Source organism: Citrobacter sp. TBCS-15 (genome assembly GCF_005280815.1).
Classification (GTDB): Bacteria; Pseudomonadota; Gammaproteobacteria; order Enterobacterales; family Enterobacteriaceae; genus Citrobacter; species Citrobacter werkmanii.
The window spans coordinates 267,418-282,363 of record NZ_SZWK01000251.1; the positions used below are offsets into that span (position 1 = coordinate 267,418).

General features: G+C 54.0%; 13 protein-coding genes. 7 read left to right on the forward strand and 6 right to left on the reverse strand.

Features of this window, described 5'->3' with window-relative positions; all coding sequences use genetic code 11:
• Positions 1-129: 129 nt before the first annotated feature.
• From selB to FDW96_RS14135, 5 genes are all read right to left on the reverse strand, one after another.
• Positions 130-1,974 carry a selenocysteine-specific translation elongation factor gene (gene selB / locus FDW96_RS14115; RefSeq protein WP_137349125.1) on the reverse strand — a complete coding sequence of 615 codons (1,845 nt, stop codon included), beginning with the start codon at positions 1,972-1,974 and terminating at the stop codon, positions 130-132.
• On the reverse strand, positions 1,971-3,362 hold the full coding sequence (gene selA, locus FDW96_RS14120; RefSeq protein WP_061380923.1) for an L-seryl-tRNA(Sec) selenium transferase: 1,392 nt from the start codon (positions 3,360-3,362) through the stop codon (positions 1,971-1,973). Before selA ends, selB begins: the two co-directional genes overlap by 4 nt.
• Before the next feature lie 98 nt (positions 3,363-3,460).
• On the reverse strand, positions 3,461-4,069 hold the full coding sequence (locus FDW96_RS14125; protein WP_006687581.1) for a glutathione S-transferase: 609 nt from the start codon (positions 4,067-4,069) through the stop codon (positions 3,461-3,463).
• A 70-nt stretch (positions 4,070-4,139) separates the two neighbouring features.
• Positions 4,140-5,276, reverse strand: a complete 1,137-nt coding sequence (locus FDW96_RS14130; RefSeq protein WP_042311616.1) for an HlyD family secretion protein — start codon at positions 5,274-5,276, stop codon at positions 4,140-4,142.
• Between the two features lie 2 nt (positions 5,277-5,278).
• Positions 5,279-5,641 carry a DUF3302 domain-containing protein gene (locus tag FDW96_RS14135; protein WP_042311614.1) on the reverse strand — a complete coding sequence of 121 codons (363 nt, stop codon included), beginning with the start codon at positions 5,639-5,641 and terminating at the stop codon, positions 5,279-5,281.
• 530 nt (positions 5,642-6,171) lie between these two features.
• On the opposite strand from FDW96_RS14135, the gene mtlA reads away from it, so the two are divergent.
• From mtlA to mtlR, 3 genes are all read left to right on the forward strand, one after another.
• Complete coding sequence (gene mtlA, locus FDW96_RS14145) at positions 6,172-8,085, forward strand: PTS mannitol transporter subunit IICBA (protein WP_137365847.1); 1,914 nt, start codon at positions 6,172-6,174, stop codon at positions 8,083-8,085.
• A 128-nt stretch (positions 8,086-8,213) separates the two neighbouring features.
• A complete protein-coding gene (mtlD, locus tag FDW96_RS14150) occupies positions 8,214-9,362 on the forward strand; it encodes a mannitol-1-phosphate 5-dehydrogenase (RefSeq protein ID WP_137365848.1) in 1,149 nt (382 codons plus the stop codon).
• Positions 9,359-9,949: a mannitol operon repressor MtlR gene (gene mtlR, locus FDW96_RS14155; protein ID WP_005120486.1), complete on the forward strand. Its 591-nt coding sequence runs from the start codon at positions 9,359-9,361 to the stop codon at positions 9,947-9,949. The genes mtlD and mtlR overlap by 4 nt, the downstream gene beginning before the upstream one ends.
• Before the next feature lie 12 nt (positions 9,950-9,961).
• On the opposite strand, the gene FDW96_RS14160 is transcribed toward mtlR, so the two are convergent.
• Entirely contained in the window at positions 9,962-10,168 is a 207-nt protein-coding gene (locus FDW96_RS14160) for a hypothetical protein (RefSeq protein WP_003827334.1), read from the reverse strand.
• Positions 10,169-10,460: 292 nt separating this feature from the next.
• Between FDW96_RS14160 and FDW96_RS14165 the strand changes: the two genes are divergently transcribed.
• From FDW96_RS14165 to lldD, 4 genes are all read left to right on the forward strand, one after another.
• Complete coding sequence (locus tag FDW96_RS14165) at positions 10,461-10,823, forward strand: YibL family ribosome-associated protein (RefSeq protein ID WP_061380915.1); 363 nt, start codon at positions 10,461-10,463, stop codon at positions 10,821-10,823.
• Between the two features lie 260 nt (positions 10,824-11,083).
• A complete protein-coding gene (gene lldP / locus FDW96_RS14170) occupies positions 11,084-12,739 on the forward strand; it encodes an L-lactate permease (protein ID WP_137365849.1) in 1,656 nt (551 codons plus the stop codon).
• Positions 12,736-13,512, forward strand: a complete 777-nt coding sequence (lldR, locus tag FDW96_RS14175; RefSeq protein ID WP_137365850.1) for a transcriptional regulator LldR — start codon at positions 12,736-12,738, stop codon at positions 13,510-13,512. Before lldP ends, lldR begins: the two co-directional genes overlap by 4 nt.
• Positions 13,509-14,699, forward strand: coding sequence for an FMN-dependent L-lactate dehydrogenase LldD (gene lldD, locus FDW96_RS14180; protein ID WP_137365851.1), 1,191 nt, complete (start codon positions 13,509-13,511; stop codon positions 14,697-14,699). Before lldR ends, lldD begins: the two co-directional genes overlap by 4 nt.
• Positions 14,700-14,946 lie beyond the last annotated feature (247 nt).

Genomic DNA, 14,946 nt, shown 5'->3' on the forward strand with positions numbered 1-14,946 from the left:
ATATGATCGAGGTTGTTATTTTAATAACATTCAGAATAAAAGAGCACATTAGGTTCATAATCTAATGTGCTGATTTCAATCAATATATATATTGTATTAATTCATTTGATTTCTGAATTAATTGTTTCATTATTTTTCAGGAAACAGTAATGCATCGCGTAATAAATGATCATTTCCGCGACGACGCGTAAAACCAATCCGGTCAAAATATTCCAGAATCTGGATAGCTAATTTACGCCCCACATTAAGCCTGTCGCGAAAATCGGCGGCGCAGGTCGATCCTTTCTCCTGATCCAGTTCGCGGATCATGTTGGCGAAGGCCACAATCCGATCGTTACGGTAATAACGATCTTTCACGATCGCAGTAATAATGCCTTGCTGCGCCGCTTGTCGTAATGCCACGCGCATCATTTGCTCATCCGTACCCGTCTGTTTTGCCAGATCGCGCACCCACCACGGCTCATCGCCAAAAAGCGGTTCTGCTTTTAGCCAGATTGCCTGCTGCTCATCGCTGAAACCCGCCTTATGATCCGGCAAATGCAGCCAGCCATGATGGCTATGGATGGCACCACTCTCGCGCATCTTTTCAATCAGCAGCAAGACCAGCGCTTCGTCTTCCATCGGCAACGCCATACGACGCAGACGTTCGCGCCCTGGCCCTGGCTCATCACGGTGCTGTTCGTGATAGGTCGCCAGCGTATCGAGGACTTTTCGCTGCCAGCGCGCGGCAACGGGCGCATTCAACAGGCTGTACCCCGCCTGAATAAAACCATGTTGCTCAATCAACGGGCGCATCCCATTGCCGTTGAGCTGGCGCGCCCAGGCAAAGTCAGGAATATTCACCGCCCCACGCGTCAGATGCAACGCCAGGGCGTCGCCGTCGGTGCGTGCATTTTCGAGCGCCGACAGCCACTGCAGATATTCCGGTTTACGCTTTCCGCGGCGCGGTGGGTTGAGCGTGACGACGCGTGCGCCAGCCAGCGTCGTGCGGGCAGAAATATCGCGCAGCACCAGGCGGTCGTTATCGGCGAGCCACAACGGTGTATCAAACACCAGTTCCGCCAGCGTTCCTTCAAGCAGTGAGATGCGCCCGGTGACATGGCTGGCCGCGTGGTGAATATGCAGCGGTTGCCACTGCGTCAGCGGCGCGGCATGTTCTAAAGAGACAATCACGCGGTTAAAAGCCTCTGGCGGGACATCGGAAAGCAGCCAGTCGCCGCGGTTAAGCTCTTCTTTTTGCGCATCACCGGCAATATTCAGCGCAATACGCTGCCCGGCATGAGCATGCTCAGTAGCCTGGTTTTGCGCATGCAGGCTACGTACGCGCATTGGCTTATTGACGCCCGTCAGCCACAGCGTATCCCCGACATTCACTTCACCGCTGAGCGCCGTCCCGGTCACCACCAGCCCTGCGCCCTTGACCGTAAAAGCACGGTCAATCGCCAGGCGGAAGCTGTGATCGCGGGCATGCTCGCGTGAGGTTAATTGCAATAAATGGTCGCGCAGTTCTTCGATCCCACGGCCTTCACTGGCGGCAGTCACAAACAGAGCCGCATCGGCAAAACCATAGTTCTCCAGCGTGGTGTGTACCTCTTCACGCACCGTATTGATGCGTTCCTCATCCACGCGATCGGCTTTTGTGAGCGCCACGGTGATTTGCGGATTGCCCGTCAGTTGCAGAATTTGCAAATGTTCACGCGTTTGCGCCATCACGCCGTCATCACAGGCGACGACCAGCAGCGCGTGGTCGATACCGCCTACACCCGCCAGCATGTTGGACAAAAACTTTTCGTGTCCGGGAACATCAATAAACCCCAACACCTGCCCATCCGGCTGCGGCCAGTAGGCATAGCCGAGATCGATGGTCATGCCACGCTTTTTTTCCTCCGGCAGACGGTCGGCATTCACGCCCGTAATTGCCTGTAATAACGTTGTTTTTCCGTGGTCAACGTGTCCGGCGGTCGCAATAATCATTTCAGCATCATCTCCATAAACCGGGTCTCGTCTTCAAGGCAGCGCAGATCCAGCCACATGCGGCCATCATAAATTCGCCCAATGATCGGCACGGGCAGCGCACGCCAGCGGGCGGCCAGTGCGTCGAGGCGGCTACCGCGCCCGTCATGCGGGGTAAAGGTCAATGCCGCGCTGGGTAACCTGTCAACAGGCAACGAACCGCTACCAATCTGCGACAGGCAAGGCATCACATTCAAAGCAAACTCGTCGCTGTAACGATCGGCAAGCTGCGCCTGTAATTGCTGGGCCTGTGCGTAAATCGCCTCTTGCGAGCGAGTGAGCTGGCGTAATGTCGGCAGCTTCGCCGCCAGCGCTTCCGGGTGCAGATACAGACGCAGCGTTGCTTCCAGCGCCGCCAGCGTCATTTTATCTGCCCGTAACGCACGTTTCAGCGGATGGCTCTGCAAGCGGGCGATCATCTCTTTTTTACCGACGATAATCCCGGCCTGCGGCCCGCCCAGCAGTTTGTCGCCAGAGAAGCTCACCAGACTCACGCCTGCGGCAATCAGTTGCTGCGGCATTGGCTCCTGCGGCAAACCATACTGGCTGAGATCGACCAGCGAACCGCTGCCGAGATCCGCCACCACAGGTACATCCAGCTCCCGGCCAATGGCGGCCAGCTCAGCCTCATCCACCGACTTCGTAAAGCCTTCGATGCTGTAATTACTGGTGTGCACCTTCATCAGCAGGCCGGTATTTTCATTCACCGCCTGGCGGTAATCTTTCGCGTGGGTGCGGTTGGTGGTCCCCACTTCGCGCAGCATACATCCGGCCTGACACATCACATCAGGAATACGAAACGCGCCGCCAATTTCCACCAGTTCACCGCGCGAAACGACCACCTCTTTGCCGTTAGCCGTGGCGGCCAGCATCAGCAGCACCGCTGCCGCATTGTTATTCACGATACAAGCGTCTTCGGCCCCCGTCAGGCGACAGAGTAAATCCGCCAACGCCCGATCCCGATGTCCGCGCCCGGCATCATCCAGGCTGTATTCCAGCGTCACCGGCGTGCGCATCGCCTGCACCACCGCATCGATGGCTTCCTCGGCCTGCAACGCACGACCCAGGTTAGTATGCAGCACCGTTCCGGTCAGGTTAATCACTGGACGCAGCGCGCTTTGCGATTCTCTTTCCAGCCTGGCTCTGGCTTCTTGCGCCCAGTCCTCACACCATGCCGGGAGCGCGTGGGCGTCGCGAATGGCTTCTCTGGCTTCGTCGAGCATATGACGTAGCAGGTCAACTACCCGGGTATGACCGTGGGATTCACGTAAGGCTGAGAAAGCGCTATCGCGCAATAAACGATCGATAGCAGGAAGCTGGCTGTAGAGTGAACGCATGTCGGTTGTCATGAAAGGGCCTGGCTGTTGGTGGCCCTCTCCACCGTGGAGAGGGATATCGATATAGGAAGGATTGTATCGTGACTTTGCTCAGGCGGACATAACGTGTATCAAGCCTTTGGCGGTTCCGTACGGGCAAAACTTTCGCGCTGAAAGAGCGTTTCCACCAGTTTGACCAGACGCGGGCGGTCCACACACCAGCCGGGCGCGACCCGACGGAAATTGAGATAGCCGACAGCGCAGGCAATCGCAATGGTGGCCAGGTTAACCGTATCAGTTTTCAGCGTACCGTCCGCCAGATAGCCTTCCAGCACATCCAGACTGCGGGTGATCTTCTCCCGCTGGCGTAACAACTCTGTTTCTGACTGCTGTGCGGCGGGGCGAGCCTGTTCGCGTACCGAGACTAAACCGGCATCCATAATGCCGTCTGCCAGCGCCTCCAACTGCCGTACCTTCAGCGCCGCCAGCGGTTCACGCGGCAACATAGCTGGCGCAATATCCAGCAGCTCTATGTATTCCGCGATGATTGGAGAATCAAACCAATACTCACCCTCATCAGTAACCAGCGCGGGCACTTTTCCTAACGGGTTATAGCGCGCCACGCCGCTATCCGCGTTGTAGGGGAGTTCATTTACAAATTCGAAGGTGATGCCCTTTTCCAGTAACAGAATAGAAATTTTACGCACAAAAGGGCTGGTATAGCTGCCAATGAGTTTCATGCCGGGTCCTTTTTGCCAACAAAAATATCAGTATGGCTCAGGACAGCGCAAATGGCAGGTGATGACGTTCTCAATGATCCAAATAAAGATAATGCATCCAGCTGGTCATGCGCAGCAGCACTTTACGCATCACCGACACGTGGGCGAAATGGTCGGAATAGACCGCCACCTGGGCATAGATACCGTCCGGCAGCGCCTCCACATCGGCATTCGGATCCAGTTCAATGGTTGCCAATACGCCATCGGTCCCCGGCACCACCGTTAAGGACTGTAATGCCCCCTGCGCCTGATAAGAACCTCCCGGCACAACGGGAAGGATACTGGTTAGTTTGCCGCTGAACACCTGGCCTGGCAGCGCGTTGAATACCACTTCGGCTTCATCGCCCGGCTCAAGACGCAGCAGTGAGTTCTGGCGAAATTGCGCCACGATTAGCCGTTTTTGTTCAGGAATAAATACCATAACTGGTCGCAGAGGCAACGCGGCGGCGTAAGTCCCCGGGCGAATAAGCACCTGCGTCACGTAACCGTTGCTGGGCGCACGCACAACGGTCTGCTCAAGATTATATTTGGCTTCGGCAAGCTGGGCGCGCAGGGAGGCAACCTGGGATTGCTCACCATTGACCATACTGTCTAACTGGCTCTGAATCTGGGTCTGTTCCGCTACTGAGCCTTTCACCAGCGCATCCTGAGCCAGATAGTTCTGGCGGGCATTGTCGATATCACTTTCGGAAAACGGGTTAACCTTCGCCTGACTACCCTTCAAATAACGCTGATAATCTTTATACAGGCGGTCACGTTCCGCAGACACGCGAGTGGTATTCGCGACCGCTTCCAACAGTTGCGCTTTCAAATTGTCGATATTGTGGGTCGCGGTGACCAGGTCAGCCTGGAGTCTGTCAACCCGCGCCTGATAACGCACAGGATCGAGTTTAAATAACACTTCGCCTTTTTTAATCAGCTGATTATTTTTATCTGTCACCTCACTAACAATTCCTGTGACCTGTGGGGTGACGGGAATTGAAATAACCGCTTTTTGCGCCGTAAAGGTATATGGATGGTTATAGTTCATTAATAAGATGAGTCCCGCAACAATAAACACCCCACCTAATGCTGCGGTGGCAAGCGTCCACTGGTTTACCGGAATACGGAATATTTTAAAGATGGCCCAGGCGAATGCCACATAAGTCAGGACAATTAACAAATCCATGATTAAATCTCCGGAAAGGTGGAGTTATCGATTCTTTTTTCCCCATCCAGCTTTTTTTCCAACTGGGCGATGCGCGCTGCCAGCACGGCTATCTCAGGGTCAGGTTCCTTTCCGGTCGGCGTGATGTGCGACTGCATTCCCCACCCCTTTTCGGGCTGGTAGAGCGTGGCCCAAATCCACAGGAACGGCCAAATAACATGCAACGTAAAAAGACTTACCCACCCTGCCGTGTGGATAGCATCGGCGTGGGGATGGTTGCGCTTTTTAGCGATGTTATAGGGAATGTCATGGATGGCGATGATTCCGTAAAACAGAACCAGAAAAACGAAGATCAGCACGCCTAACGCGAAATAATTTAGAAACATACCTGCCTCGAATTCACGCTAATTAGAGTTTTTTTATGCCGGCAGCCGTATGCATCCTGGCTGATGCTTTGAACATAACTGCAGTTTGCGGTTTTCGCCATACCATAAAAAAAATATTTTTTCTGGTTTTAAGTTGCTTTATTTGGCAAGAAAAATGTGAGTTCCAGAACCCGTCGCAGATCACATTTGGTTAAACCGAGACAAAAATACTTTGTGAATCACATCACAAAAATCCAACAAACAGCAAATACAAAAACGTGAACAAGTTCACATTTAACCGCCATTTTTAGCGATTTCTTGCGCTGTGATGTTTTTTTGTACCGGTGTTTTGTGATTGGAGTCACATTAACTAGCGCCACACACCCTATATTTACGTGACAAACATCACATAAAAGGCCGTCGACTGGACAGTTGAACGATTCAGTGCCAGATTTCGCAGTATCTACAGGGTCCGGCTACCTCCTGCCGCTACATTAACAAACCTCGGGCTTTCAGCCTGCGCGATAGCAAACATAAGAAGGGGTGTTTTTATGTCATCCGATATTAAGATCAAGGTGCAAAGCTTTGGTCGATTCCTCAGCAATATGGTGATGCCAAATATCGGCGCGTTTATCGCGTGGGGTATTATCACCGCATTATTCATTCCGACAGGGTGGTTGCCGAACGAAACGCTGGCGAAGCTGGTCGGTCCGATGATCACCTATCTGCTGCCGCTGCTGATCGGTTATACCGGTGGTAAGTTGGTAGGCGGTGAGCGTGGCGGCGTGGTTGGTGCTATCACCACCATGGGCGTTATCGTCGGTGCGGATATGCCGATGTTCCTTGGCTCCATGATCGCAGGCCCGCTGGGCGGCTACTGCATCAAGAAATTCGATAACTGGGTAGACGGTAAGATCAAATCCGGTTTTGAGATGCTGGTGAATAACTTCTCCGCAGGCATCATCGGTATGATCCTCGCCATCCTGGCTTTCCTCGGCATTGGCCCATTGGTTGAAGGTCTGTCCAAAATTCTGGCGGCAGGCGTTAACTTCATGGTTGTCCATGACATGCTGCCGCTGGCGTCTATCTTCGTTGAACCGGCAAAAATCCTGTTCCTCAACAACGCCATCAACCACGGTATTTTCTCACCGCTGGGTATTCAGCAGTCCCATGAGATGGGCAAATCCATCTTCTTCCTGATTGAAGCTAACCCAGGTCCGGGTATGGGCGTCCTGCTGGCGTACATGTTCTTTGGTCGCGGCAGCGCTAAGCAGTCTGCGGGCGGCGCGGCTATCATCCACTTCCTGGGTGGTATCCACGAAATTTACTTCCCGTACGTGCTGATGAACCCACGTCTGATCCTGGCCGTTATCCTTGGCGGTATGACTGGCGTATTCACCCTGACCATCCTGAACGGCGGTCTGGTTTCTCCGGCCTCTCCGGGTTCTATCCTGGCCGTACTGGCGATGACGCCGAAGGGGGCTTACTTCGCTAACATCGCCGCTATCTGTGCCGCCATGGCGGTCTCCTTTGTGGTCTCAGCCATTCTGCTGAAAACCAGCAAAGTGAAAGAAGAAGACGATATTGATGCGGCGACCCGTCGTATGCAGGACATGAAAGCGGAATCTAAAGGCGCATCTCCGCTGGCGGCTGGCGACGTGACCAACGACCTGAGCCATGTACGTAAAATCATCGTGGCTTGCGATGCCGGTATGGGTTCCAGCGCCATGGGCGCAGGCGTATTGCGTAAGAAAGTGCAGGATGCGGGTCTGTCTCAGATTTCCGTCACCAACAGCGCGATTAACAATCTGCCGCCGGATGTGGATCTGGTCATTACCCACCGTGACCTGACCGAGCGTGCGATGCGTCAGGTGCCTCAGGCGCAGCATATTTCGCTGACCAACTTCCTGGATAGCGGCCTGTACACCAGCCTGACCGAACGTCTGGTTGCTGCACAGCGCCACAACGTGAACGAAGAGAAAGTCCGCGATCATCTGAAAGACAGCTTTGAGGAGGGTGATACCCACCTGTTCAAGCTGGGCGCGGAGAATATCTTCCTGGGTCGGAAAGCCGCTAACAAAGAAGAGGCGATTCGCTTTGCTGGTGAACAACTGGTGAAAGGCGGCTATGTTGAGCCGGAATACGTCGAGGCGATGCTGGACCGCGAAAAGCTGACGCCGACTTACCTCGGTGAATCCATCGCAGTACCTCACGGTACAGTAGAAGCTAAAGACCGCGTGCTGAAAACCGGCGTGGTGTTCTGCCAGTATCCGGAAGGCGTACGCTTCGGTGAAGAAGAAGACGATATTGCCCGTCTGGTCATTGGTATCGCCGCACGTAACAATGAGCACATCCAGGTCATCACCAGCCTGACCAACGCGCTGGATGATGAATCCGTGATCGAACGTCTGGCCCATACCACCAGCGTAGATGAAGTTCTGGAACTGCTGGCAGGTCGTAAGTAAACGTTATTGCCCGGTGGCGCTCACGCTTACCGGGCCTACAAAATCCTCTCCCTTGTGGAGAGGGTTAGGTTGAGGGAAAAGCCTCACCCCAGCCCTCTTGGGTAAAAACATTAATGAAGGTTAATACTATGAAAGCATTACATTTTGGCGCAGGTAATATCGGTCGTGGCTTTATCGGCAAACTGCTGGCGGACGCGGGGATACAGCTGACGTTTGCGGATGTAAACCAGGTCGTGCTCGATGCCCTGAATGCCCGTCATAGCTATCAGGTTCATGTTGTGGGTGAAAACGAGCAGGTTGATACCGTTTCCGGCGTCAACGCCGTCAGCAGCATCGGCGATGATGTCGTCGACCTGATTGCCCACGTTGATTTAATCACCACTGCCGTGGGTCCGGTTGTGCTTGAGCGTATCGCTCCGGCCATCGCTAAAGGGCTGGTAAAACGTAAGGCGCAGGGCGTGGATGCCCCGCTGAATATCATCGCCTGTGAAAACATGGTGCGCGGAACCACACAGCTGAAAGGCCACGTCATGAACGCGCTGGCAGATGAAGACAAAGGCTGGGTTGAAGAACATGTTGGCTTTGTCGATTCCGCCGTGGATCGCATCGTGCCGCCATCTGCTTCTGCGACCAACGATCCGCTGGAAGTTACCGTCGAAACATTCAGCGAGTGGATTGTCGACCAAACGCAGTTCAAAGGCGAGCTGCCAAACATCCCGGGAATGGAATTAACTGATAACCTGATGGCATTTGTCGAACGTAAACTCTTCACGCTGAACACCGGGCATGCTATAACCGCGTACCTCGGAAAATTGACCGGTCATCAGACCATCCGTGACGCGATTCTCGACGAGAAAATCCGCGCAGTGGTCAAAGGTGCGATGGAAGAGAGCGGCGCGGTACTGATCAAACGCTATGGCTTTGATGCAGCTAAACATGCAGCATACATTCAGAAAATCCTCGGTCGTTTTGAAAACCCGTATCTGAAAGATGATGTTGAGCGCGTAGGACGTCAGCCGCTGCGTAAACTGAGCGCGGGCGACCGCCTGATTAAACCGCTGCTGGGCACGCTGGAGTATGGTTTGCCGCACGTTAATCTGGTTACCGGTATTGCTGCTGCAATGCACTATCGCAGTGAAGAAGATCCGCAGGCACAGGAACTGGCCGCGCTGATTGACGAAAAAGGTCCACAGGCCGCGCTGGCGCAGGTATCCGGTCTGGATGCCAACAGTGATGTGGTGGCGGAGGCGGTTAACGCATATAACGCGACCAAATGATAGAGAATGTGGCGCAGGTCAGCCTGCGCCCGAATGACAGATTGTCAGATATGCAGGCAATAATGGAACAAACGCAGGCCTTTGAAAATCGTGTGCTTGAGCGTCTGAATGCTGGCAAAACCGTACGCAGCTTCCTCATCACCGCCGTAGAACTGCTCACTGAGGCGGTGAATATCCTTGTGCTTCAGGTATTTCGCAAAGATGACTATGCGGTGAAATATGCCGTAGAACCGTTGCTCGACGGCGACGGTCCATTAGGCGATCTTTCGGTTCGTTTGAAGCTAATCTATGGTCTGGGCGTACTCAGCCGCCCGGAGTATGAAGATGCGGAGCTTCTGATGGCGCTGCGGGAAGAGCTGAATCACGACGGCAATGAATATGCGTTTACCGACGACGAGATTCTCGGGCCGTTTGGCGAGCTTCACTGCGTGACGGCACTCCCGCCGCCGCCACAGTTTGATACCTCAGACTCAGGTTTGCACGCCATGCAAATCCAGCGCTACCAGCAAATGGTACGCTCCACGATGGTACTTTCCCTGACCGAGCTGATTTCTAAAATCAGCTTAAAAAAAGCCTTTCAAAAATAAGTCCATGCAGGCTTATTTCTCTTCCTGCTGCGGTCGATAAAGCTGTCGATAGTACGCCAGACGTTGCAGATACAGCTGCGCATTCTCCTGCGGTATTTCAGAAGGGACAACGTTGCGCGGCGGTGTTTTATTCAGATACTCGCGAAAAGCCTGGCTTGAGGCCATGAAATCAACAGTCTTATCAATAAGAACCGAAACATTCTCACCTATTTTCGCCATAATCTTCCCTCCTCCATGTATTAACCACACTTAGCCTGCGCGGTTGATCATTTAAGTTTAGGATCGGTTGGGCGATTATATTGAGGAAAACGTGCTTCGCTATCAACCCGCCAACAGAAAGCGCCATGGCCGATCTTATTGCTTAAAATTCCTTATCAATCAAAAGCGTAATATTATCATTAGCTGATTAATACTTGCGGCATTTGATTATTTATCTTCGATTTGTTGTGAAGAATCCCGCTCTGCGCGCATACTATAGGATATACATTCTATTTTTATCAGAAGCTATCCTATGAAAGAAGTCGAAAAAAACGAAATTAAACGCCTGAGCGATCGTCTGGACGCTATCCGCCATCAGCAGGCTGACCTGTCGCTGGTTGAAGCCGCAGACAAATATGCCGAGCTGGAAAAAGAGAAAGAAACCCTGGAAGCCGAGATCGCACGCCTGCGTGAAGTCCACGGCCAGAAGCTGAGCAAAGAAGCGCAAAAGCTAACGAAACTTCCCTTCCGCCGTGCCATTAGCAAAAAAGAACAGGCCGACATGGGTAAGCTGAAGAAAAGCGTGCGTGGTCTGATTGTCGTCCACCCGATGACCGAACTTGGCCGTGAAATGGGCCTGAAAGAGATGACAGGCTTTGCAAAAACCGAGTTCTGATCTCCTGCCGGGCAACATCCGTTTGCCCGGTCTTTCCTGCCCCGCCAATTGGCCCTACCAATTATAACCAGATCCTACCATCACCTCACATTTCATTAAAATTCGCGTACAATACCGTTGCCAATAAATAACATCTGATTAACCATTCATTGTCATTACCCCTACACAACAATATTGGCAGGGCCACTTTTACACATAATGTGACGAAGAGATGAGCAAAGACTCATTTCATTATGTCTGAGGCCCCCAGGAGACCTGCAATGAATCTCTGGCAACAGAACTACGATCCGGCCGGTAACATCTGGCTTTCCAGTCTGATCGCATCGCTCCCAATCCTGTTCTTTTTCTTCGCCCTGATTAAGCTCAAGCTGAAAGGCTATGTTGCGGCGTCATGGACGGTAGTGATCGCTCTGGCTGTCGCTCTACTGTTCTACAAAATGCCGGTCGATCACGCTCTGGCTTCGGTGGTATATGGTTTCTTTTATGGTCTGTGGCCGATTGCCTGGATAATCATCGCAGCAGTATTCGTTTATAAAATCTCGGTAAAAACCGGGCAGTTCGACATCATCCGTTCATCAATACTCTCCATTACCCCAGACCAGCGTCTGCAAATGCTGATCGTCGGTTTCTCCTTTGGAGCATTCCTTGAGGGGGCGGCAGGCTTTGGCGCACCGGTCGCCATTACCGCCGCGCTGCTGGTGGGTCTGGGCTTTAACCCGCTGTACGCGGCCGGGCTGTGCTTGATCGTGAATACCGCGCCAGTCGCCTTTGGCGCGATGGGTATTCCGATTCTGGTGGCTGGTCAGGTTACCGGACTGGACAGCTTCGAGATTGGCCAGATGGTCGGTCGCCAGCTGCCGTTCCTGACGATTATCGTGCTGTTCTGGATTATGGCGATTATGGATGGCTGGCGCGGCGTGAAAGAAACCTGGCCTGCGGTAATGGTCGCTGGCGGCTCGTTTGCTATCGCCCAGTATCTCAGCTCGAACTTTATCGGGCCGGAACTGCCGGACATCATCTCTTCGCTGGTCTCACTGGTGTGTCTGACGCTGTTCCTGAAACGCTGGCAGCCGGTACGTATCTTCCGCTTCGGCGATATGGGCGCTTCGCAGGTCGATATGGACCTGTCGCGCACCCGCTACACTACAGGGCAAATCATCCGCGCCTGGTCCCCGTTCCTGTTCCTGACAGCCACCGTCACGCTGTGGAGCATACCGCCGTTTAAAGCGCTGTTTGCGCCGGGTGGCGCGATGTACCACTGGGTGGTCAATATTCCGGTTCCGTTCCTCGACAAGCTGGTAGCCCGTATGCCACCGGTCGTACACGAAGCCACAGCCTACGCGGCGGTGTACAAATTTGACTGGTTCTCCGCGACCGGTACCGCGATTCTGTTTGCCGCTCTGCTGTCTATCGTCTGGCTGAAGATGAAGCCGTCCGCTGCGCTGCAGACCTTTGGCAACACGCTGAAAGATCTGGCGCTACCAATCTATTCCATCGGGATGGTGCTGGCATTCGCGTTTATCTCTAACTACTCCGGGCTGTCATCAACCCTGGCGTTGGCCCTGGCGCACACTGGCAGCGCGTTTACTTTCTTCTCGCCGTTCCTCGGCTGGCTGGGGGTATTCCTGACCGGGTCCGATACCTCATCTAACGCCCTGTTTGCCGCCCTGCAGGCCACCGCAGCTCAGCAAATCGGCGTTTCGGATGTGCTGATGGTGGCGGCAAATACCACCGGCGGCGTGACCGGCAAGATGATCTCTCCACAGTCTATCGCTATCGCCTGTGCGGCAGTGGGATTAGTGGGGAAAGAGTCTGATCTGTTCCGCTTTACCGTGAAACATAGCCTGATTTTCACCTGTATGGTGGGGGTGATTACCACCCTGCAGGCTTATGTCTTAACCTGGATGATTCCATGATTGTGATGCCCAGACGCCTGTCAGACGAGGTCGCATCTCGTGTGCGGGCGCTGATTGAAGAACAACAGCTGGAGGCGGGCATGAAGTTGCCCGCTGAGCGCCAGTTGGCCGTACAGCTCGGCGTGTCGCGCAACTCGCTGCGCGAGGCGTTAGCAAAGCTGGTGAGTGAAGGCGTGTTGATCAGCCGTCGCGGCGGCGGGACGTTTGTTCGCTGGCAGCATGAAGCCTGGTCTGAACAAAACATCGTTCAGCCGCTGAAAACCCTGCTGGCGGACGATCCTGATTACAGCTTCGATATTCTGGAAGCCCGCCACGCCATTGAAGCCAGTACCGCCTGGCACGCAGCCATGCGGGCCACCAGCGCCGACAAAGAGAAGATCAGACTCTGTTTCGAGGCTACGCAAAGCGAAGATCCAGATCTCGCCTCACAGGCGGACGTGCGCTTTCATCTCGCCATTGCGGAAGCCTCGCATAACGTGGTGCTGTTACAGACCATGCGCGGTTTCTTCGACGTATTGCAGTCTTCGGTAAAACAGAGCCGCCAACGTATGTATCTTGTGCCACCCGTATTTTCACAGCTTACAGAACAACATCAGGCCGTGCTGGACGCCATTATCGCCAGTGATGCCGATGGCGCGCGTAAGGCCATGATGGCGCACCTCAGCTTTGTCCACACCACGATTAAACAATTTGATGAAGATCAGGCCCGCCAGGCGCGTATCACCCGCCTGCCCGGTGATCCTGGTGAGAATAGCAGGGAGAACAACACATGATTATTTCAGCAGCCAGCGACTATCGCGCCGCAGCCCAAAGTATTTTGCCCCCTTTCTTGTTCCACTACATTGACGGCGGCGCGTATGCCGAGCGCACTCTGCGCCGCAACGTCGAAGACCTGTCGGAAGTGGCGCTGCGCCAGCGTGTGCTGAAGAATATGTCCGATCTGAGCCTCGAGACAAAGCTGTTCAACGAAACGCTCTCCATGCCCGTGGCCCTCGCGCCTGTCGGCCTGTGCGGAATGTATGCGCGCCGGGGCGAAGTGCAGGCCGCCGCTGCCGCTGACGCCAAAGGCATTCCGTTTACGCTTTCCACGGTTTCCGTATGTCCAATTGAAGAAGTCGCGCCGACCATCAGGCGCCCAATGTGGTTCCAGTTATATGTTCTGCGCGATCGTGGCTTTATGCGCAACGCGCTGGAGCGCGCCAAAGCGGCGGGCTGCTCTACGTTGGTCTTTACCGTCGATATGCCAACACCTGGCGCACGCTACCGTGACGCCCATTCCGGAATGAGCGGTCCCAACGCCGCGCTGCGTCGTTACTGGCAAGCGGTTACCCATCCGCAGTGGGCATGGGACGTGGGCCTGAACGGCCGTCCGCATGATTTAGGCAATATCTCAACCTATCTTGGCAAACCTACCGGCCTTGAGGATTACATTGGCTGGCTGGCGAATAACTTCGATCCGTCAATTTCGTGGAAAGACCTTGAGTGGATCCGCGAATTCTGGGATGGCCCGATGGTGATCAAAGGGATCCTCGATCCGGAAGATGCCCGCGATGCCGTCCGTTTCGGCGCGGATGGTATTGTCGTTTCTAACCACGGTGGCCGCCAGTTAGATGGCGTGCTGTCTTCTGCTCGCGCGCTGCCCGCCATTGCCGATGCGGTGAAAGGCGATATCACCATTCTGGCAGACAGCGGTATCCGTAACGGTCTGGACGTTGTGCGCATGATTGCGCTGGGCGCGGATAGCGTTCTGCTGGGGCGTGCTTATCTTTACGCGCTCGCCACCCACGGCCAGGCCGGTGTGGCGAACCTGTTGAACCTAATCGAGAAAGAGATGAAAGTGGCGATGACCCTGACCGGTGCGAAATCGATTAACGAAATCAGCCGCGATTCGCTGGTACAGGAGCTGGGTCAGAACCTTCCTGCTGCATTAGCGCCTCTGGCCCAGGGTAGCGCTGCGTAACACTCTCCCCCCGTAAAATCGCGTTTTCTGCATGGTCGGCCTATTCTCAGCCCGGCCATTTTTTATGCAAAAATAACGACTAGTTAACATTTACAACCAATATATTTGACAACTTTTTATCCAACTGCCAAATGTATATACAAGCTAATACAAGGGAATTTTATACAGATACCCAAATAATTCGAGCTGCAGGAAGGCGGCAACGCAGCGAATCTCAGGAGCGTACATAAGTACGTGACTGGGGTGA